Here is a 17657-nt window from a genome sequence, read left to right as displayed (position 1 = left end):
GCGAACGACGGGTACGGGCGGTGGGCGGGACGGGGGCCGCTCACCGCTCGTACGCGGCGAGGTGGCGCAGCACCTCCTCCACGTGCGGCCGTACCCGTTCGGGGACGCCGCGTTCCTCGATGACGGTCCGGTCGCTGGTGCGGTAGCCCGCGACGACCAGGGCCTGCAGGTCCTCCTTCGGCAGCCCCTCCTGCTTGAAGCGCTGGTCCAGCCAGCACACGTACAGGCTCATGGTGGCGATCGCGTCCGGCGCCGACATGTGGTCCTTGTCGCCGTCGCCGTCCCCGTCGACGGCCCACGCGCGGAACACCGACGGCGTCCACATGGCGATGCCGTACTCGTCGGTGGCGGGGCGGGCGGCGTTCACGTCGAAGTCGCTCTCCACTTTCAGCATGGCGGCGAGCAGGGCCGGTGTGACCTCCTCGTCGGTGCAGCGGTGGGCGGCACGGTCGATGACCGGCCGGAGGGCGTCGGGCACGTCGGCGTCCGGCCGCAGGGCGCCGGGCGCCCCGGTCCGGGTGCCGGTGGCCCGGACCGGGGCGCCGCCGGCGCGGTCGTCCCCCGCGCGGCCGTCGCCCGCACGGTCGTCTCCCGCGAGCAACGGCAGGCCGGCGACGGCCACCGCGGTCAGGCCCAGGAGGGCGGCCAGGGCCGGTCCCGTACGCCGCCGACGCGGGCGCGCGTCCCGGACCAGCCGCTCGACCCGGGCGGCGAGCCGCTGCGCGGTGTGCGGCTGCCGGGAGGCGTGGTCGGGGGCGAGGCAGTCGGCGATCAGGCCGCGCCAGCCCTCGTCGAGTCCGGCGTCCAGCCGCAGCGGCGCGGTGCCGCGCGCGTAGGACTGGGCCGCGAGGGAGCGGGCCCGGGCGGTGGCGCCCGGGAAGGGGTGCAGGCCGCCGGTGAGCACCTGGTGCGCGAGGACGCCGAACGCCCAGACGTCGGCGGTCGGCCGGACCACCGAGCCGAGCGTTCCGGTGCGCTGGGACCACCACTCGGGGGGCAGGTGGTCCAGGGTGCCGAGCGGGGGCAGATGGGCGTGGCTCCCGTCGAGCTCCACCGCGAGTCCGAAGTCCGCCAGCCACACCTGCCCGCCCGCGCCCAGCAGGACGTTGGCCGGCTTGAGGTCGCCGTGCACCCATCCGGCGCCGTGCATGTGGGCGAGGCCGGCGGCGACGCCGCCGAGGATCCGGGCGGCGTCGGCGACCGCCCGGCCCGGCTCCGCGGCGTCCAGGACGTCCTTCACGCTGGCCTCGGCACGGTCCATGACCAGGGCGGTCGCCCCGTCCAGGGCCGGCAGGTCCGGTACCGCGAGGGTGCGCACGGCACGGGTGCGGACGAGGTGGGGGTGGTCCGCCCCGGTGCTGAACCGCACTTCGCGGGCGACGAGTTCGCCGAAGGCGGTGCGCGGGCCGGGCCCGAGGGCTCCGGTCGGCAGCACCTTCACCGCCACGGGCGTGCCGTCGGCGAGCGAGCGGGCCTCGTACACGGTGCCCCATCCCCCGGAGCCGATGACCGTGCCGAGCTCCCATTCCCCGTCGATGCGGAATCCCTCCGGCAGCCTGGGCGGTTCCGGGCCGAGGTCGTCGGGTGCCTCGTGTGCCGTCATGCGCCGGCCTCCTGCGGTACGGTGCGGCGGCTGCGCGGCGGCAGCAGTGCCAGGTGCTCCTCGCGCACCAGACCGAACCTCAGTGCCATGAAGGCCAGTTGGGCGCGCTTGGCGCCGGTGCGCGGGCCGTCGCCGGTCGTCTCGTCGCCGTGCGGCAGGCGCAGTTTGGCGAACGCGAGGTAGTCGATGTGGTAGTTGACCGCCGAGCGCGTCAGGCTCCGGCAGGAGTCCAGCGGGCGCAGCCGCTCCACGATGTCCCCGGCGCCGGGCAGCGCCGGGTCGGAGGGGTCCCGCAGCCGTGGCTCGCACAGGGCGACGAGGACGAGGAAGTACTTCGACGTGGGGTCCAGGGCGAAGGGGTGCACGGTCTGTTCGCCGGCGCCGTCACCCGGCCGCTCCCCGAGGTAGGCGTGCTGCGGCGCGAACACCTTGAAGGCGGCGCTCCCGGTCAGGGCCGGCAGCACCACCCGGGAGAACTCGAACGGCACCGGCGCTCCGAGGCGTCCGGGTGCCACGGTGATGTACTCGCCCGCGCCCTCCAGGTTCTCCACGACGTACGCCATGCTGCGGCTGAAGTTGGACAGCCGCCAGTAGTCCCCCGCGGCCTCCAACTGCCCGGCGCGGCGCGAGATCCCGGGATCCGGCAGGTTGACCGCCGTGGTTCCGTTTCCGGGTACGCCGCGGCCGAATTCGATGACGTCCCCGGGACCGAGGTGCAGCAGTCCGGGTCTGCCCGTTTCCCCCGGGACCACCGCTGTGGCCTCCGGTAACTGGACGATGACGGTTTCCATCCGGTACTCCCCCAAGTCGGTCGCGTGGATTGTAGTGCGAACCAGGCCGGTCGCCCGCGCGATTGCCGGGGACACGCTTGGGACTCCGCTTGACGCCGTGAGTCATCGGTGCGGTGGCCGCGCGCGACCGGATCGCGCCATGGGGCCCGTGGCCGGAAAGGGCTCTTCCGGCAGGCCGGCGAAGCACCCTCCTGACAGGTGTCAGGACCGCCGGCGGTGCCCCGGCTCCTACCTTCTGCCCTGTCCGCACGACCAGACCGAAGGAGAAACAGTGGCGAAGTGGCGGTCTTTGCAGATGCTCGCTGTCGCGTCGGCGGCGGTGGCGACGGTGTTCGCGTCGTCCGGCAGTGCCGGCGCGACGGACGGCGCGGGATGTCCCAGTGACGAGGTGATGTGCTACGGCTGGAGCGGTAACTGGAACAAGGACGGAGGGGCCATCAGCTACTTCCGCGGCAACGTCTGGGACCTCAACGGCCACCGGTACCTCGGCAGCGGCACCGGCTCCGGCGAGGTCATCGGCAACAACAACGGGTCCCTGTTCGTGAACGCGCTGGACCGGACCCGCACGATCTACTACAACCCGTCCGTCGGCGGTGCCCGCCCCTCGGGTTACAACGTCACGTACGGCTTCGGCGTGCGTACCTGCAACAACCACACGGGCAGCACCGACTGGGGTGTTCTGCCCTGGTACATCTGCAACAACGCCCGGGCCCACTTCAGCAACTGAGCGGGGTGCGGTGGGCCCCCGGGCACCGCGCGCGCCGCGGCCCGAGCGCCCGCCGCACGTCCGGCGCCCTCACTCGAAGGAGGACCAGGCCGATGGGCGACACAGGGCGATCGACACGAAGGACCGCCGCGTCGTGGGCGACGCTGTGCGGTCTGCTCCCTCTGCTGACCGTGCTCGGCTGCTCCGCGCAAGGCGCGGACGAGCCGCCGCACGACGGGCTCCCGCCCGTCACCGTGACCGAACTGCACGACCCCGCCGACATCCGGCAGCCGCTCAACGAGTACATCCTGACGGAGCGTCAGTCGCAGTTGATGCTCGCGGCCGAGCAGCGGCTGCGCACCGACTGCGCGCGGCGCTTCGGCCTGGAGTGGGAACCGCCGCCGGTGAACCTGGACGTGCCGGACACCTTCCGCTACGGCGCCGACGCCTACGTCCGCTACGACGAGGCCGCCGCGCGCCGGCACGGCTACCATCCGGCGCCGGCCGCCGCCGGCGGGTCCACGGCCGCCGCCGGCGGGTCCGCGGACGGCGCCGCGACGGCGGACGAGGACGGGACCGGCTCCCGTATGTCGCCGCAGCTGCGCACCGTGCTCACCGGCCGGGGCTCCGGCACCGTCGCCGGGCGGAAGGTGCCCGTCGGCGGGTGCGTGGAGGAGGCGCGCCGCGCCCTGCGCGAGCACAGCGATCCGCGCTGGGACGAGAACTATCCCAACGGCCTCGCCGTCAACCTCCAGAGGGAGATCGACGAGGACCCGAGGGTGGTCCGGGTGCGGGCCGAGTGGAGCGCCTGCATGGGGCGGGCGGGATTCGACTACGGCAGTCCCCGGGACGCCTGGGCGGACCCCCGCTGGGAGACCGCGACCGCCTCGGCGGAGGAGAAGGCGGTGGCGGTCGCGGAGGTGCGGTGCGGACGGCAGACCCGCCTCGCCGAGACCCTGGCCGCGGTCGAACGCGCCTACCAGGAGGGCGTCGTGGACGACAAGAGCCAGGAACTGGCGGAGTACGCCCGGGGCAAGGAGGCCGTCATGCGGCGGGTCGCCGAACTCCTCGGCCAGTGACGCCGGTTGTCGAAGGGAGTGGATGAGCGTGCCGAAGAACACGCTGCGCGGCAGGCGCCGCACCCTGACGGGCGGCACGGTCGCCGCGGCGGCCCTGCTGGCCGGCGGCTTCGTCGCGGGTTCCGCGATCCGCTCGCCCCAGCAGGTGGCCGCGGACGCGGCGGGTCCCGGGCCCAGCACCCTGACCACGACCGTCGAGCGGCGTGTGCTGCGGTCCACCGTCCTGCTGCGCGGCGACGTCACCGCCTCGCGCACGGTCGACGTCACGCCCTCGACCGAGGAGGCGCAGGCCGTGGTCACCGCCGTCCGGGCCGGGGCGGGGCAGGAGATCCGCCCGGGCGAGGTGATCCTGGAGGTCTCGGGCCGCCCGCTGTTCGCCCTGCCGGGCGGCAAGCCGGCCTACCGCGACCTCAGGCCGGGCGCCGAGGGCGACGACGTGGCCCAGCTGCAGACCGCGTTGAAGCGGCTCGGGCACGACCCGGGCGAGTCCGACGGGCGGTTCGGCACGGGCACCAAGAACGCCCTGCGCTCCCTGTACGAGGCCCTCGGGTACGACGTGCCCACCGCCGGTGACCAGCAGGCCCTGACCGGCGCCCAGGACCGGGTCGCCGAGGCCGAGGACGCGCTGGCCGCCGCCCGGGAGGGCGGTGACCGGCAGGGGCAGGGCGTCGGGCGCGCCGTCGAGCGGCTGGAACGGGTCCGGAAGGACCTCGCCGCGCTGCGCGCCAGGAGCGGCCCGATGCTCCCCGCCGCCGAGTTCGTGTTCCTGCCGGCGTTCCCCGCGCGGGTGGCCGCCACCCGCGCGACGGTCGGGGCTCCGGTCAAGGCGCCGCTGGTGACCCTGTCGTCGGGCCGCCTGGAGATCACCGGGGGGCTCAACCCCGGGCAGCGCGACCTGGTGCGCGAGGGTCAGCCGGTCCGCATCCTCTCGGAGACCACGGGGGTGTCCGCCGAGGGGACGGTCGCCGCCGTGGGCGCGCTGGTCCAGGACCCGGAGACGGGGGCGTCGAGCCATCCGCTGACCGTGCGGCCGAAGGGCGCGCTGGACGCCCGGCTGGCGGGTACGAACGTGCGGCTGACGATCGAGACCGCGGCCAGCTCCGGCGAGGTGCTCGTGGTGCCGGTCTCGGCCCTGTTCGCCGCGCCGGACGGCACCACCAACGTCGTACGGTCGCTGCCCTCCGGCGAGGAGCGGACCGTCGCGGTGCGGGCGGGGATGTCGGCCGACGGGATGGTCGCCGTGGCTCCGGAGCGCGGCGGGTCGCTGCGGGACGGCGAGCGGGTGGTGATCTCCCGGCCGGAGGACGAGTCGCTGACGTCCGCCGGCGGCCGGGGCGCGCCGCGGGGTGAGGGCTCATGACCTCCCCCGCGCCGCCCGTCGTCGACCTCGCGGAACTGGAACTCGTCTATCCGGTGGAGCCGCCGGTCACCGCGGTCCGCTCCTGCGACCTCACGGTGCGCGGCGGGGAGTACGTCGCCGTCGTCGGCGCGTCCGGCTCCGGCAAGTCCTCGCTGCTCAACGTCATCGGCCTGCTGGACCGGCCCACCTCGGGCCGGTACCGGCTCGACGGGATCGACACGACCGGGCTGTCCGACGCCGAGCGCACCGAACTGCGCGCCCGCCGCGTCGGGTTCGTCTTCCAGGCCTTCCACCTCCTGCCGTACCGCACCGCGGCCGAGAACGTCATGCTGGGCCTGATGTACGGAGGCGTTCCGCGCCGCCGTCGCGCCGCGCTGGCGGCGCAGGCCCTGGAGCGGGTCGGCATGGGTCACCGGCTGCACGCCGAGCCCACCACCCTCTCCGGCGGAGAACGCCAGCGCGTGGCCATCGCCCGCGCCCTGGCCGTACGGCCGTCGCTCCTGCTGTGCGACGAGCCCACGGGCAACCTGGACTCCGCCACCGCCCGCACCGTGCTCGACCTCATCGCCGAACTGCACGGGGAGGGGGTCACCGTCGTCGTGATCACGCACGACGCCTCGGTGGCCGCCGGCGCGGGCCGGGTCGTCCGGATGAGAGACGGAGTCCTCACCGAGGACCGCACCACGAGGATGCCGGCCACATGACGCGATCCCCCTCCCCCTCCCCCGGCCGTGCCGCCGCGGCCGGCCCCACGGCGCGCCTGTCCGTCCGGGACCTGCTCGGCGAGGCACTGGCGGGGGTGCTGCAGCGGCCCGTCCGCACGATGCTCACGATGGTCGGCGTCGTGCTCGGCGTCGGCACCGTGGTGGCCGTCCTGGGCATGACCGCGAGTGCCTCCGGGCAGATCTCGGAGCGGTTCACCGCGCTCACCGCGACCGAGGTGACGGTGCGTCCGTCGGCCGGCGCCCAGGACGCGGCCGGGAGCCCGGACGGCTCGCCGTTCCCGGCGGACGCCGACGCCAGGGCCGCCCGGATCGAGGGGGTGCGCAGCGCCGGGACGTACTACGCCCTCGCCTCCGCGCGGGTCGGGGACATCACCGGCGTGCCGCTGCCCGGCGCGTCCGCGCAGCGGCTGCCCGTCATCGCCGCCTCCGCCGGGACGCTTCCCGCGCTGCGCGCCACCCTGCAGGGCGGGCGGCTCTTCGACTCCGTCCTGGACGACCGGGCCGAACCGGTGGCCGTCCTCGGCTCCGGCGCCGCGCGGCGCCTGGGCGTCAGCCGGCTCGACCGGCGGCCGGTGATCTTCATCGGCGGGACGCCGTTCACCGTCATCGGCATCGTCGGTGACGTCGAGCGCAAGGCGGAGGTGCTGTCCTCCGTGATCGTGCCGCGCGGCACCGCGCACCGGATGTGGGGGCCGCCCGGCAAACGGGACCAGCCCGCCCGGATGATCGTCGACACGGAGCTGGGGGCCGCCGCCGACGTCGCGGGGCAGCTCCCGCTCGCCCTGCGGCCGGACCGGCCGGACGTACTGCAGGCCGTGGCGCCGCCCGATCCGCGCACCCTGAGGAACGACGTGAGCACCGACCTGGACAGTCTGTTCCTCCTCCTGTCGGGGGTCAGCCTGGCCATCGGGACGGTCGGTATCGCCAACACCACGCTCATCGCCGTCCTGGAGCGCACCGGGGAGATCGGGCTGCGCCGGGCGCTGGGCGCGCGCCGGCGGCACGTGGTGGCGCAGTTCCTCACCGAGAGCGCGCTGATCGGCGGTGTCGGCGGCCTGGTCGGCGCCGCGGCCGGCGTCGTCGCGGTGGTGGCGGTCGCCGTCGTCCAGCGGTGGACGCCGGTGCTGCCGTTGACCGTCGCCGTCCTGGCTCCCGTGATCGGGCTGGCGACCGGTCTCGTCGCGGGCGCCTATCCGGCGCTCCGCGCGGCGCGCATCGAGCCGGTCGACGCGTTCCGCCACTGAGCGTGCCGGCCGGGCCGGCAACGCCCAAGTGGCGCTTCGCCTCAAGGTGAGGTGCCGGCGCCAAAAGTCTTGACAACGATGTCAAGTGCGTGATCTAGTCCGCTTCCGTCCAGCCGAGTGCCGCTGATCGCGCCGCAAAGGGAGACTCACCGCGATGCCCCGCACACTGCCGCCCTCTCCCGCATGAACCCAAGGAGACGTACGAGCGCCGGGCCCTCTCGGACCGGCGCTCCCTCGTGCCCGCTCCGTCCGCCGCTCGGAGATCACCCCTCATGTCGCGCAGCACATGACGGGTGAGGAACAGGAGACCACTTCCATGCACAGACCCCTCCGCCGGTTGCGTCACCGCGCATCGGCAGTCCTCGCCGCACTGCTCGTCGCCGGCGGCGCCCTGGGCCCGGCACCGGCCGCCGCCCAGGCCCCCGCGGCCGCTCCCCGACTCACCTCCCTGGTCAACCCGTTCATCGGCACGCAGAACTTCGGCAACACCTTTCCCGGTGCGAGTGCCCCCTTCGGCATGGTCCAGGTCAGCCCGGACACCGGCGGCCAGGGGGGCTACGACTACCAGCAGGACAGGATCCACGGATTCAGCCAGACCCACCTCTCCGGTGTGGGCTGCTCCGTGATGGGCGAGCTGCCGCTCATGCCGACGACCGGAGCCGTCGACAGCGTCGACCCCGATGCCTACCGCTCGGCCTACTCGCACGACGACGAGGACGCCGAACCCGGCTACTACCGCGTCGGTTTGAAGACGTACGGCATCGACGCCGAGCTGACCGCCACACCCCGCACGGGGTGGCAGCGCTACACCTTCCCCTCGACCGACCGGGCCAACGTCCTGTTCAACACGGGCAAGGCCAACCAGCGGGTGTACAGCTCGGAAGTGCGTGTCGTCGGCGACCGGACGGTCGAGGGCCGTGTCGAGGCGGGCAACTTCTGCGCGGGCAAGGACCGGCACACCGTCTACTTCACGGCGACGTTCGACCGGCCGTTCGCCTCGCACGGCACATGGCGGGGCTCCACCCCCTCCCCCGGTGAGCGGGACGCGGCCGGCGAGGGCGGGAACGGTGCGTGGGTGACCTTCGACGCCGGCACGGACCGTGATGTCGTCGTCAAGGTGGGCCTCTCCTACACGGGCCTCGAAGGCGCCCGGAAGAACCTGAAGGCGGAGACGGACGACTCGTACGACTTCGACGCCACCCGCGCGGCACTGCACGAGACGTGGGAGCGGCAGCTCGCCTCCGTCACGGTCGGCGGCGGGTCCACCGAGCGTCGACGCGCGTTCTACACGGCCCTCTACCACGCGCAGCTGCACCCGAATCTCGCGGGCGACGTCGACGGCCGCTACGCGGGCTTCGACGGGAAGACCCATACCGCGTCCGGGTTCACGCCGTACCAGAACCTGTCGCTGTGGGACACCCACCGGCCGCAGAACCAGCTGCTCCAGATGCTGCAGCCGAAGGTCGCCCGTGATGTCGCGCTGTCGGTCGTCGCGATCGGACGGGACGGCGGCTGGCTGCCGCGCTGGTCGCTCGCCAACAGCGAGACCAACATCATGACCGGTGACCCGGTGACGCCCTTCCTGGTCGAGGCGTGGTCCAAGGGCCTGCTCGCGGGCCACGAGGAGGAGGCGTACGCGCTCCTCAGGAAGAACGCCCTGAGCACGCCGCCGGACGACTCCCCCTACAACGGCCGTGCCGGAATCGACGCTCATCAGGAACGCGGCTACGTCCCCAGCGGTCTGGAACCCGGGAAGGACTGCCCGGACAAGGGCGGTGACAACGACTGCCGTCATCCCGCTTCGGCGACCCTGGAGTACGCGGCGGCGGACGCGTCGCTGGCCCTCATGGCCAAGGGCCTGGGGCACACCGCGGACGCCCGGATGTTCGCGGCACGCGGCCAGTGGTACCGGAACCTGTGGGACTCCTCCATCCAGCAGTTCCGGCCGCGCACGACCGACGGCACCTGGCTGACGCCCTACGACCCCGTCGAGGCGGGCCACCAGTTCCACGAGGGCGGCGCCCACCAGTACCAGTGGCTGGTGCCCCAGGACCCGGCCGGGCTCGTGTCGCTGATGGGCGGCAAGCGGGAGACCGAGAAGCGGCTCGACGCCTTCTTCGCCTACGACAAGCTCCTCGCGGACCCCGCCAAAACCGCTCGCGAGGACTGGATCTCGGCACCGTACGACTACTACGGGAAGCCGACCTACAACCCGAACAACGAGCCCGACCTGCACTCCCCGTACATGTACCTGTGGGCCGGCGCACCCGCCAAGACCGCCACCGTGGTCCGCGCCGCGATGACGCTCTTCACGGACGGACCCGACGGCATGACCGGCAATGACGACCTGGGCACCATGTCGGCCTGGTACGTCTTCTCCTCCCTGGGCCTGTACCCGACGACGAACGGCGGCGACTTCCTCGCCGTCTCCAGCCCGCAGTTCCCGTCGGCGGTCATCCGCATCGGCGCCCACGGGAAGGAGCAGGGCGGCACCCTGACCGTCAGGGCACCGGGGGCGAGCGACACCCGGCGCTACGTCAAGCGGGCGGAATTCGGCGGGAAGGACCTGCGTGCCACCTGGCTGGACTGGGACGCGGTCGCCAAGGGCGGGAAGCTCGCCTTCGAGATGGCCGACGAGCCGTCGGCGTGGGGTACGGGCAAGGGCGCGGAGCCGCCGTCCGTGAACCGCGCGCCGGCCGATTCCCGGCGGCACCTGGACGCGTCCCTGCGCACCGGTTCCGACGTCCTGCCGACGGCGGACAGCGCACAGAGCGTCCGGCTGCGGCTGGACGTGCTGGGCCAGTCCCCCGGCACGCTGCGGGTGGGCGTCGACGCGAAGACTCCCGACGGCTGGACCGTGAAGACCTCCGAGCCCTTCTCGCTCACCTCCCGCCGGCTTCCGGTCCAGCGGACCGCGGCGGTGGACGTGACCGTGCCCGCCGGAACCGCGCCGGGTTCGTACTCCGTGCGCATCACGGCGACGGCGAAGGGTGTGAAGAGCGTGGAACGTACGGCGACCATCGAGGTGCGCGCCGCGGCCCGCTGCGCGGCGGACGCCGAGGGGCAGTGTGCCGTGGACCTCGGCAAGGAGGTGAACCACGACGGTACCGCGACCGTCGCCGCCTCCGGCGAGGGCGACTTCGACGGAGGGGGCTGGAGCTACGACGGTGACCTGCTGCCCGCGGCCGGTCCGGTCGTCTGGGACGGCGTGACCTACGACGCCCCCGATCCGTCCGGGACGGCCCCGAACTTCGTCGAGGCCCGCGGTCAGGCCGTGCTGCTCCCGGCCGGGTCGTACGGCAGGCTGCGCCTGGTCGCGGCGGCCCACCACGGCCCGGTGACGACCGTGCTCACCGTCCGCTACACCGACGGAACCACCGCCGAACTGCCGGTCACCGTGGGCGACTGGGCGGGGGCGGCACCGCAGGGCGGCTCCGTCGCACTGGAGATGCCGCACCGGATCAAGCGCGGGCAGGGTGTGGACGGCCCGCCGGTGCGGCTGTTCGGTTCCTCCGCGGACCTCGACGCGTCGAAGACGGTGCGCTCCGTCGGCCTGCGCAACGATCCGCGGGTGCAGGTCTACGCGATCACCCTCGGGTAGGACTCCGTCCGTTCGCCGGCCCCCGTCTCCCGACCGGGAGGCCGCTCGGTGGCGGCTGCCGGGAACACCAGGACGGTCACGCCGCCACCCGCGTACGGGCCGCCGCGCACCGGCGCCGCCCCGGGGCGCTCCCTCGTTCCACGGTTCGGCCGACGGGCGCCCGGGCGGGCCCGCCGGCAGGGCGTGCGGGCCGGGGAGGGAGCTCCGCCGTACAACCTCCGGACGGCTCGGGAGTCCGACTTACCGGGGTGTCATGTCTGCCGAACATCAGATCGCCCATTTCCTGCGGGAGTTGGGGAGCCCGGACCCGGACCGCCGCACCGCCGCGGCCAAAGGGCTGGGAAGAACCGGCCGCCCCGAACACGCCGCCGCCCTCGTCGGGGCCGCCGGCGACCCGGACCCCCGGGTGCGGGCGGCCGCCGCGCACGGCCTGGGCCGGCTCGGGGAGCGGCAGGCCGGCCCCGGGGTGCTGGTGCGGCTGATGGGCGATCCGCGGCCGGAGGTGCGGCGCGCCGCCTCGCTCGCCGCGCTGCGGCTCGGGCTGGACGACCGGCCGGCGACGGAGGCGTACGCGCGGCTGCTGCGCGACCCGGAGCGGCACCTGCGGATCAACGCCCTGACCGCCCTGACCGCCCTGGGCTCACCCGGCGACCCCGTGGCGCTGGTGGAGTCGCTCGGTGACGCGGACCCCGCCGTGTGGGGGCGTGCCCACAGCCTGGTGCACCGGTTGCGGGACGTCCCCGCCGTCCGGGCGGAGGTGGTGCGCACCGCCCGGGAGGGAACGGGAGCCGCCCGGGCCCGGGCCCTGGAGATGCTGCCGGCCCGCTGCACCGGGCGGCTGCTCGACTCGCTGCTCGCAGGGCTGCGCGATCCCTCCGCGCAGGTGCGGACCGCGGTGGTGAGACGGCTGCTCGCCACCGGCCCCGGCCCCGTGGGCGACGCGCTGGCCGTGGCCCTCGACGGCGAGCGTGACCCGGAGACGGCGGCGTGGCTGATCGTCGCGCTCGGCAGGTGGAGCGACCCCCGGGCACTCGGTCCCGCGGTGCGGTGGCTGGGCGATCCCGTGGCCGGGCCGCGCGCCGCGCGCGCCCTCGGGGGCATCCGCACCGAGGCCGCCGCCGAGCGGCTGCGGGCGGCACTGGACGACCGGGCGCTGCCCGGCCTCACCCGGGCGGCCGCCGCCGCGGCCATCGGTGAGTCGGGAGCGTGGGACGCCGTGTGGCGGCTGCTCCCGCTCCTCGACGACGCGGACGCCGGCCTGCGCGGCGGTGCGCTCGACGGCCTGGGCGCGCTCGTCGACGACGGGCTGCGGCCGTGGGAGCGGCATGCGGTGGCCTGGGCCCTGGCCGCGCACCTGGCGGACGGACACGACGTATGGCGCACGCGCAACGCGCTCGCCGGGCTCGCCCAGGCCCTGCCCGCCGCGCGCCGCCTTGCCGACCGGGCGTCCCACGGGGAAGTCCGGGCCGCCGCACTGTCCCTGCTGGACCCCGACGGGACGGCCGGCGACCTGCGGCGCCTCGTGCGAGGCCTGGACGACCCGTACGAAGCCGTCCGCTACCACGCCGCCCTCGGCCTCACCCGGTGGGCGGGGACCGGTACCGGACCCCTGCCCGACAGCGCCCGGGTGAGCGCCCGGCTGACCGCCCTGACCTCGGACGCGTCACCCCGGCTGCGGCAGGCCGCGGCCGACGCGCTGGACGCCCTCGGGCCCGCCCGGGGCTCCGCGTCCGGCCGCCGCCCGCGTCCCTGACCGTCCCGGCCGAACGGTCCGCGGGACCGGTCCCCGGGCAGCGGCGTGGAATGATGTCCACCGGGCCTACGGCTCCCCGGCTTCGCGCGACCGCGCGCGCAACGCCCGGCGCGTTCCTCACGGTGCGCCGCCGGAGCCGGGCCGCATCGGCCCACGGCCGGTCGGGACCACACCATGTCCGGGGCGTTCATGACAGTACGGGGCGAGGCGATCCTGGCCGAACTCGGTTCCCTTCCGGCTCACGTGCGCGCGGACTACATCCGCGTCCTCGAGACCGTCGTGCGGATCGCCCCCAGGGCATGGACCCGCCGCAGGGGCGTCCGGCCGCAGTGGATCACACTCCGTGACGGCGACGACGACGTCGTGGTGCGGACGGACTCCGGCGAACTGGGCGAGCACGTCGACTGGGACGGTCCGCGGTCCGCCCGCTCCTTCGCCGGCGCCCTGCGGGAGGAACTGGCGACGAACCGGTGCGCCGCCCTGGTCTACGGGGACGCGATCGACTCGCGCACGTGGGGCTGGGTCCTCCCGCTCCTGGCCGGACGGCTGCCCGGGCTGGACACGGCGGTGATGGTCGACGTCGGACACCGCACGGGGACCCGGTCCACGTTCTCGTTCCCGGTCGGGTACCGGCGCTCGCCCGTCCGGCGCCTGCGGTTCGAGGAGGACGTACACGCGATCCTGCGGCGCGCCGGAAGACGCACGGACATTGACCGCGGGGCCGGGGGACAGTGATCGTTCGTGGCCGCGTCTTCCTCGGCGCCTGCCGCTCGCCGCGTGACCTGCGGGACCGCCTCTCCGGAGGCACGGCGCCCGCGGGGGGCCTCGGCGGCTTCCTCGAAGCGGTCCCGGGATCCCCGTCGGCCGATCTCGACGGTGGCCCCGCCGCGGCAGCGCGGCCTCGCCGGACGGCACCGCCGGAGGGGCGGATTCCGCCGTATGGAGCAGCCGGCTGCCACTCGGGCGAACGCGCTCGGGACACCGTTCGAGGACGAGAGGGCACGCGTCGTGCTGTCACCGGAGCAGCGCGGGCACCATGTCTCCATGGCCGCCTCTCGCTCCCTGCCGCTCGCCGTCGACGACCGCGGCAACGCCTTGGTCTCCTTCGTCCGGGCGGCGGAGGACAAGCCGCCCGGTGACGCGCCCCTGCCCCTGGCGCTGGTGGCCCTGTGGCAGGGCGACCGCGTCCTGATGGTCTTCGACCGGTCCCGGCGGGCCTGGGAACTGCCGGGCGGACGGATCGACCCCGGTGAGACCCCTCGCCGCGCGGCCGCCCGCGAGTTGCTGGAGGAGACCGGCCACGTCCCCGGGGGACGGCTTCGTTTCGTCGGCTTCGCGGGCTTCACCCTGGCGCCCGACCGACGTGCCGAATACGGCGCCCTGTTCACCGGCCGGTCCTCCGGCGCCGCACGGCTCTTCCAGCCCGACGACGAGATCGCGGCCATCCGGTGGTGGGACCTTCGCCAGTCCCTGCCGGGGCGGCTTCAGCCGCTGGACGCCCACCTCGCGGAGCTCACCCGCGACGGCACAGCCGAGGATTCCGGTACGGGCTGAGACGCCGTCCTGGATCGGGCGGCGGACCGTGTCATCGGAACGCGGAACGGACGGCGTTACAAGGGGTGGAGAGGCGCCCTCCACCCTGTCCGATCGGAACGATCCGCAAGGAGTCCTGCATCCATGACACGGATGACGGTAATGAACAAGTGCGTGACCGCCGTTGCGGTCGCGGTCGCGCTGGCAGGAGTGCAGGGCGTGGCGCAAGCCGTCACGCCGGCGCAGGTGCCGGCCGCGGCGCAGGCCCACCGCCAGAGCGGCGAGCCGGCTCCGGCCGCGGCCGGGCCGGTGCGGGTGGTGGCACCGGGTGAGCGCGTCCAGGCCGGTGCGGGTGTCGAGCTGTGGCTGACGGAGGAGGGCAAGCACTGGTCGACGCCGGAGACGGACCACCAGTTCCGGAGCGTGGTCGACGGCAACATCGACCTGAGCGGCCGCAGCATCGGCCTGATGACGGAACCCGTGGGAGACCGCTACTTCCTTTCCGGCGTCTACGTGGCCGGGCACAGCTCGGTCCGGGTCGTCGTCGACACGAGCGACGGCGAGGTCACCGCTTCCGTGGTACGGCTCGCCGGTACGCCCGGCTGGGGCGTCTGGTACGCCGACGTCCCCCTCCACGAGGACCTCACCATCGACAGCGTCACCCTCTACGACAGGCACGGGAAGGAAATCGCCTCCCTGACCCCCGCCCGCCCGTAGCCGCCCTGACAGCCCTGGCGGCTCTCAGGAGGTGACCCATGGGCGTGGGCCGGTCTTGCCCGGCCCACGCCCATGTCCGCCCGCCGGCCCCGTACTTGTCGTCTCTCCCCCCACTTCCGACCCCAAGGAATCCGTTGTCGTGACGCACGAGAGCCACGCCGACTTCGCCGAGTTCGCCACCGTGGCCTGGCCCCGCCTGGTGCGTACGGCTCACATGCTCACCGGCGACTTCCACGAGGCCGAGGACCTCGTCCAGACCACGCTGGCGAAGATGTACGCGCGATGGCGGAGGATCCCGCGCCACGAGGTCGACGTCTACATACGCCGGGCCCTGGTCAACAACAACATCAGCCGGGTGCGCAAGAAACGCATAGCCCACTTGCTCATGCCGTTTCTGCCCGAGTCGGTGCACCGGACGCACGGCGGGCACGCCGAGGCCGTCGAGCAGAGCGCCGTCCTCGTCGAGGCCCTTTCGGTCCTGTCCGCCCGCCAGCGTGCCGTCATGGTGCTGCGTTACTGGGAGGACATGAGCGAACAGGAGATCGCCGCGGCGCTGAACTGCTCCGTCGGCACGGTCAAGACGCATGCCCGGCGCGGCCTGGAGGCGCTGCGCGCCCATCCCCTCCTCACCTTCCACCTTGTCGACCAGGAGGCGAAGCCCTGATGTCCCCGACTTCCCGGCCCTCCCCGCGGCCTCAGCAGGAAAGCGAACGGCTGCGTGACGCGTTCGGTGAGGTGGCCGACGGCCTCATGCCCTCCCCCGTTCCGCTGGCCGCCATCGAACGGGCGGGCCGTGCCCGACGGCGTCGACGCACCGCCGGGATGGTGATCGGCTGCGGCCTGCTGCTGGCTCCGCTGGCCGCCGTCACGGTCCGCGCCGTCCTCCAGGAACACAGCCCTTTGCAGCGGAACGAGGTCGCGGCGCATCCGACGCCGCCGGACACGCCGGACGTGGCCGGGTCGGTGCGGGTGGTGGCACCGGGTGAGCGCGTCCAGGCCGGTGCGGGTGTCGAGCTGTGGCTGACGGAGGAGGGCGAGCACTGGTCGACACCGGAGATGGACCACCAGTTCCGGAGCGTGGCCGACCGCGACGTCGGCCACCGCCGCCTCACCGTGGGCCTGATGACGGAGACCGTGGGCGACCGCTGTTTCCTGTCCGGGTTGTACACGGGCACCGTCGACGTCGGCCGCGTCGTCGTCGACACCGGCGACGGCAAGGTCACCGCATCGGTGGTACGACTGCCCGGTACGCCCGACTGGGGCGTCTGGTACGCCGACGTCCCCCTCCACGAGGACCTCACCGTCAACGGCGTCACCCTCTACAGCACGCGCGGGAAGGACATCGCCTCCATGGCCCCCTCCCGGCCCTGACCCCGGGAACCGTCTCGAGGACGATCTTGTTGACGCTCCGGGACCACGGCGCATCGCTCTCGCCCTGCGCGTGGCCTGGGCCAACTGCCAAGCGTGCGTCGCACCGAGAGCCCCTGTGCTCACCCGGACAGATCGCGCTGCCGTGCCGGCGATCCCCTCCACCCGCTCAGCGGCGACGTGCCGACGGAGTGCCGTCCTCGCTCCGGCTCGGGTCACGGGCTTCCCGTGGCGCCGGTCACCATGCGCTGATGACCGGCGCGTCGGGTTCGTGCCGCCGCCAGGCCTCGTCGAGGCGCGAGAGCCGGCCCGCCGCGGCGATGCCGCGCAGGGAGGCGACCTTGCCGTCACGGACCTCGAACGCCACGGCGCCCACGACCCGGCCGTCGATCACGGCGACGACGGCCGGGGAGCCGTTGACCCACGCCAGGTGCAACGCGGGTGAACCGCCGGCCAGCCGCCGCTTCGCCGGCGTGGGTTTGAAGCCGGCCCGCACGTAGGAGGCGACCCGCTCACGCGTCGTGTACCGCAGCAGCCGCCTGCTCAGTCCGGCGCCGTCCGAGACCGCCGTCACGTCGTCGGTGAGCAGTGCCACCAGCCGTTCGGTGCGCCCCGACGTGGCGGCTATGAGGAATTCCTCGACGACGCGGCGCGCGGACGCGGGATCGGCCTCGCCGCCGCGGCGGCGCTCGGCGGCGACCCGGACCCGGGCGCGGTGGACGTGCTGCTGGCTCGCGGACTCGGTGATGTCGAGGATCCCGGCGATCTCGGCGTGACTGTACGAGAAGGCCTCACGCAGGACGTAGACGGCCCGCTCGACCGGTGAGAGGCGCTCCATGAGGGTCAGTACGGCCAAGGACACCGATTCGCGCTGCTCGAAGGTGTCGGCCGGGCCGAGCATCGGGTCGCCTTCGAGGAGCGGCTCGGGCAGCCAGGCGCCGGCAGCCCGCTCGTGGCGCGCCTGCGCCGAGCGGAGCCGGTCGAGGCAGAGACGGGTGGCGACCTTGGTCAGCCACGCTTCCGGCACCTCGATCCGTTCGCGGTCCGCGGCCTGCCAGCGCAGGAAGGTGTCCTGCACGACGTCCTCGGCGTCGGCGGCCGAGCCGAGCAGGCGGTACGCGAGCGCGGCCAGCCGGCCCCGGCCGGCCTCGAACCGTTCGACGGCTGCGCTGTCCAT

At 74.2% G+C, this 17657-nt stretch carries 15 protein-coding genes; 12 read left to right on the top strand and 3 right to left on the bottom strand.

The features are described 5' to 3' along the window. Positions 1–40: 40 nt before the first annotated feature. Together AB0A94_RS15295 and AB0A94_RS15290 are read right to left on the bottom strand one after the other, a co-directional pair. Positions 41–1603 carry a serine/threonine-protein kinase gene (locus tag AB0A94_RS15295; RefSeq protein ID WP_361744371.1) on the bottom strand — a complete coding sequence of 521 codons (1563 nt, stop codon included), beginning with the start codon at positions 1601–1603 and terminating at the stop codon, positions 41–43. After that, positions 1600–2394, bottom strand: a complete 795-nt coding sequence (locus AB0A94_RS15290; protein WP_361744370.1) for a serine/threonine protein kinase — start codon at positions 2392–2394, stop codon at positions 1600–1602. Before AB0A94_RS15290 ends, AB0A94_RS15295 begins: the two co-directional genes overlap by 4 nt. Before the next feature lie 271 nt (positions 2395–2665). On the opposite strand from AB0A94_RS15290, the gene AB0A94_RS15285 reads away from it, so the two are divergent. The 12 genes from AB0A94_RS15285 to AB0A94_RS15230 all read left to right on the top strand — a co-directional run bounded on the left by AB0A94_RS15285 (position 2666) and on the right by AB0A94_RS15230 (position 16483). Next, positions 2666–3121: a hypothetical protein gene (locus AB0A94_RS15285; protein WP_361744367.1), complete on the top strand. Its 456-nt coding sequence runs from the start codon at positions 2666–2668 to the stop codon at positions 3119–3121. 92 nt (positions 3122–3213) lie between these two features. After that, positions 3214–4179 carry a hypothetical protein gene (locus tag AB0A94_RS15280; RefSeq protein WP_361744364.1) on the top strand — a complete coding sequence of 322 codons (966 nt, stop codon included), beginning with the start codon at positions 3214–3216 and terminating at the stop codon, positions 4177–4179. A 22-nt stretch (positions 4180–4201) separates the two neighbouring features. Then, on the top strand, positions 4202–5539 hold the full coding sequence (locus AB0A94_RS15275) for a peptidoglycan-binding protein (RefSeq protein ID WP_361744361.1): 1338 nt from the start codon (positions 4202–4204) through the stop codon (positions 5537–5539). Beyond that, positions 5536–6243, top strand: coding sequence for an ABC transporter ATP-binding protein (locus tag AB0A94_RS15270; protein ID WP_361744359.1), 708 nt, complete (start codon positions 5536–5538; stop codon positions 6241–6243). The genes AB0A94_RS15275 and AB0A94_RS15270 overlap by 4 nt, the downstream gene beginning before the upstream one ends. Further along, positions 6240–7508 carry an ABC transporter permease gene (locus AB0A94_RS15265; RefSeq protein ID WP_361744356.1) on the top strand — a complete coding sequence of 423 codons (1269 nt, stop codon included), beginning with the start codon at positions 6240–6242 and terminating at the stop codon, positions 7506–7508. Before AB0A94_RS15270 ends, AB0A94_RS15265 begins: the two co-directional genes overlap by 4 nt. 316 nt (positions 7509–7824) lie before the next feature. Next, entirely contained in the window at positions 7825–11109 is a 3285-nt protein-coding gene (locus AB0A94_RS15260) for a GH92 family glycosyl hydrolase (RefSeq protein ID WP_361744353.1), read from the top strand. A 253-nt stretch (positions 11110–11362) separates the two neighbouring features. Beyond that, complete coding sequence (locus AB0A94_RS15255) at positions 11363–12862, top strand: HEAT repeat domain-containing protein (RefSeq protein ID WP_361744350.1); 1500 nt, start codon at positions 11363–11365, stop codon at positions 12860–12862. Positions 12863–13051: 189 nt separating this feature from the next. Next, positions 13052–13597: a hypothetical protein gene (locus tag AB0A94_RS15250; protein ID WP_361744347.1), complete on the top strand. Its 546-nt coding sequence runs from the start codon at positions 13052–13054 to the stop codon at positions 13595–13597. Between the two features lie 204 nt (positions 13598–13801). Then, positions 13802–14416, top strand: a complete 615-nt coding sequence (locus tag AB0A94_RS15245) for an NUDIX hydrolase (protein WP_361744344.1) — start codon at positions 13802–13804, stop codon at positions 14414–14416. A 123-nt stretch (positions 14417–14539) separates the two neighbouring features. After that, complete coding sequence (locus tag AB0A94_RS15240; RefSeq protein ID WP_361744341.1) at positions 14540–15112, top strand: hypothetical protein; 573 nt, start codon at positions 14540–14542, stop codon at positions 15110–15112. A 139-nt stretch (positions 15113–15251) separates the two neighbouring features. Next, the gene (locus AB0A94_RS15235; RefSeq protein WP_361744338.1) at positions 15252–15776 is read left to right on the top strand and encodes a SigE family RNA polymerase sigma factor; all 525 of its coding nucleotides are present in this window, start codon (positions 15252–15254) and stop codon (positions 15774–15776) included. Continuing rightward, on the top strand, positions 15776–16483 hold the full coding sequence (locus AB0A94_RS15230) for a hypothetical protein (RefSeq protein WP_361744335.1): 708 nt from the start codon (positions 15776–15778) through the stop codon (positions 16481–16483). Before AB0A94_RS15235 ends, AB0A94_RS15230 begins: the two co-directional genes overlap by 1 nt. A gap of 235 nt (positions 16484–16718) precedes the next feature. Here AB0A94_RS15230 and AB0A94_RS15225 read toward each other — a convergent pair whose 3' ends face one another. Further along, a complete protein-coding gene (locus AB0A94_RS15225; protein ID WP_361744332.1) occupies positions 16719–17657 on the bottom strand; it encodes a sigma-70 family RNA polymerase sigma factor in 939 nt (312 codons plus the stop codon).

This window comes from Streptomyces sp. NPDC044984 (genome assembly GCF_040646935.1).
Classification (GTDB): Bacteria; Actinomycetota; Actinomycetes; order Streptomycetales; family Streptomycetaceae; genus Streptomyces.
The sequence above is the reverse complement of the archived record's forward strand: the minus strand, read 5'-3'. Positions and strand labels throughout refer to the sequence as shown.

What these genes read in the sequence shown, in the direction of transcription:
- AB0A94_RS15295 (WP_361744371.1), bottom strand. Translation starts at nt 1,603, where the DNA reads ATGACGGCACACGAGGCACCCGACGACCTCGGCCCGGAACCGCCCAGG.
- AB0A94_RS15290 (WP_361744370.1), bottom strand. Translation starts at nt 2,394, where the DNA reads ATGGAAACCGTCATCGTCCAGTTACCGGAGGCCACAGCGGTGGTCCCG.
- AB0A94_RS15280 (WP_361744364.1), top strand. Translation starts at nt 3,214, where the DNA reads ATGGGCGACACAGGGCGATCGACACGAAGGACCGCCGCGTCGTGGGCG.
- AB0A94_RS15275 (WP_361744361.1), top strand. Translation starts at nt 4,202, where the DNA reads ATGAGCGTGCCGAAGAACACGCTGCGCGGCAGGCGCCGCACCCTGACG.
- AB0A94_RS15270 (WP_361744359.1), top strand. Translation starts at nt 5,536, where the DNA reads ATGACCTCCCCCGCGCCGCCCGTCGTCGACCTCGCGGAACTGGAACTC.
- AB0A94_RS15265 (WP_361744356.1), top strand. Translation starts at nt 6,240, where the DNA reads ATGACGCGATCCCCCTCCCCCTCCCCCGGCCGTGCCGCCGCGGCCGGC.
- AB0A94_RS15260 (WP_361744353.1), top strand. Translation starts at nt 7,825, where the DNA reads ATGCACAGACCCCTCCGCCGGTTGCGTCACCGCGCATCGGCAGTCCTC.
- AB0A94_RS15255 (WP_361744350.1), top strand. Translation starts at nt 11,363, where the DNA reads ATGTCTGCCGAACATCAGATCGCCCATTTCCTGCGGGAGTTGGGGAGC.
- AB0A94_RS15250 (WP_361744347.1), top strand. Translation starts at nt 13,052, where the DNA reads ATGACAGTACGGGGCGAGGCGATCCTGGCCGAACTCGGTTCCCTTCCG.
- AB0A94_RS15245 (WP_361744344.1), top strand. Translation starts at nt 13,802, where the DNA reads ATGGAGCAGCCGGCTGCCACTCGGGCGAACGCGCTCGGGACACCGTTC.
- AB0A94_RS15240 (WP_361744341.1), top strand. Translation starts at nt 14,540, where the DNA reads ATGACACGGATGACGGTAATGAACAAGTGCGTGACCGCCGTTGCGGTC.
- AB0A94_RS15230 (WP_361744335.1), top strand. Translation starts at nt 15,776, where the DNA reads ATGTCCCCGACTTCCCGGCCCTCCCCGCGGCCTCAGCAGGAAAGCGAA.
- AB0A94_RS15225 (WP_361744332.1), bottom strand. Translation starts at nt 17,657, where the DNA reads ATGGACAGCGCAGCCGTCGAACGGTTCGAGGCCGGCCGGGGCCGGCTG.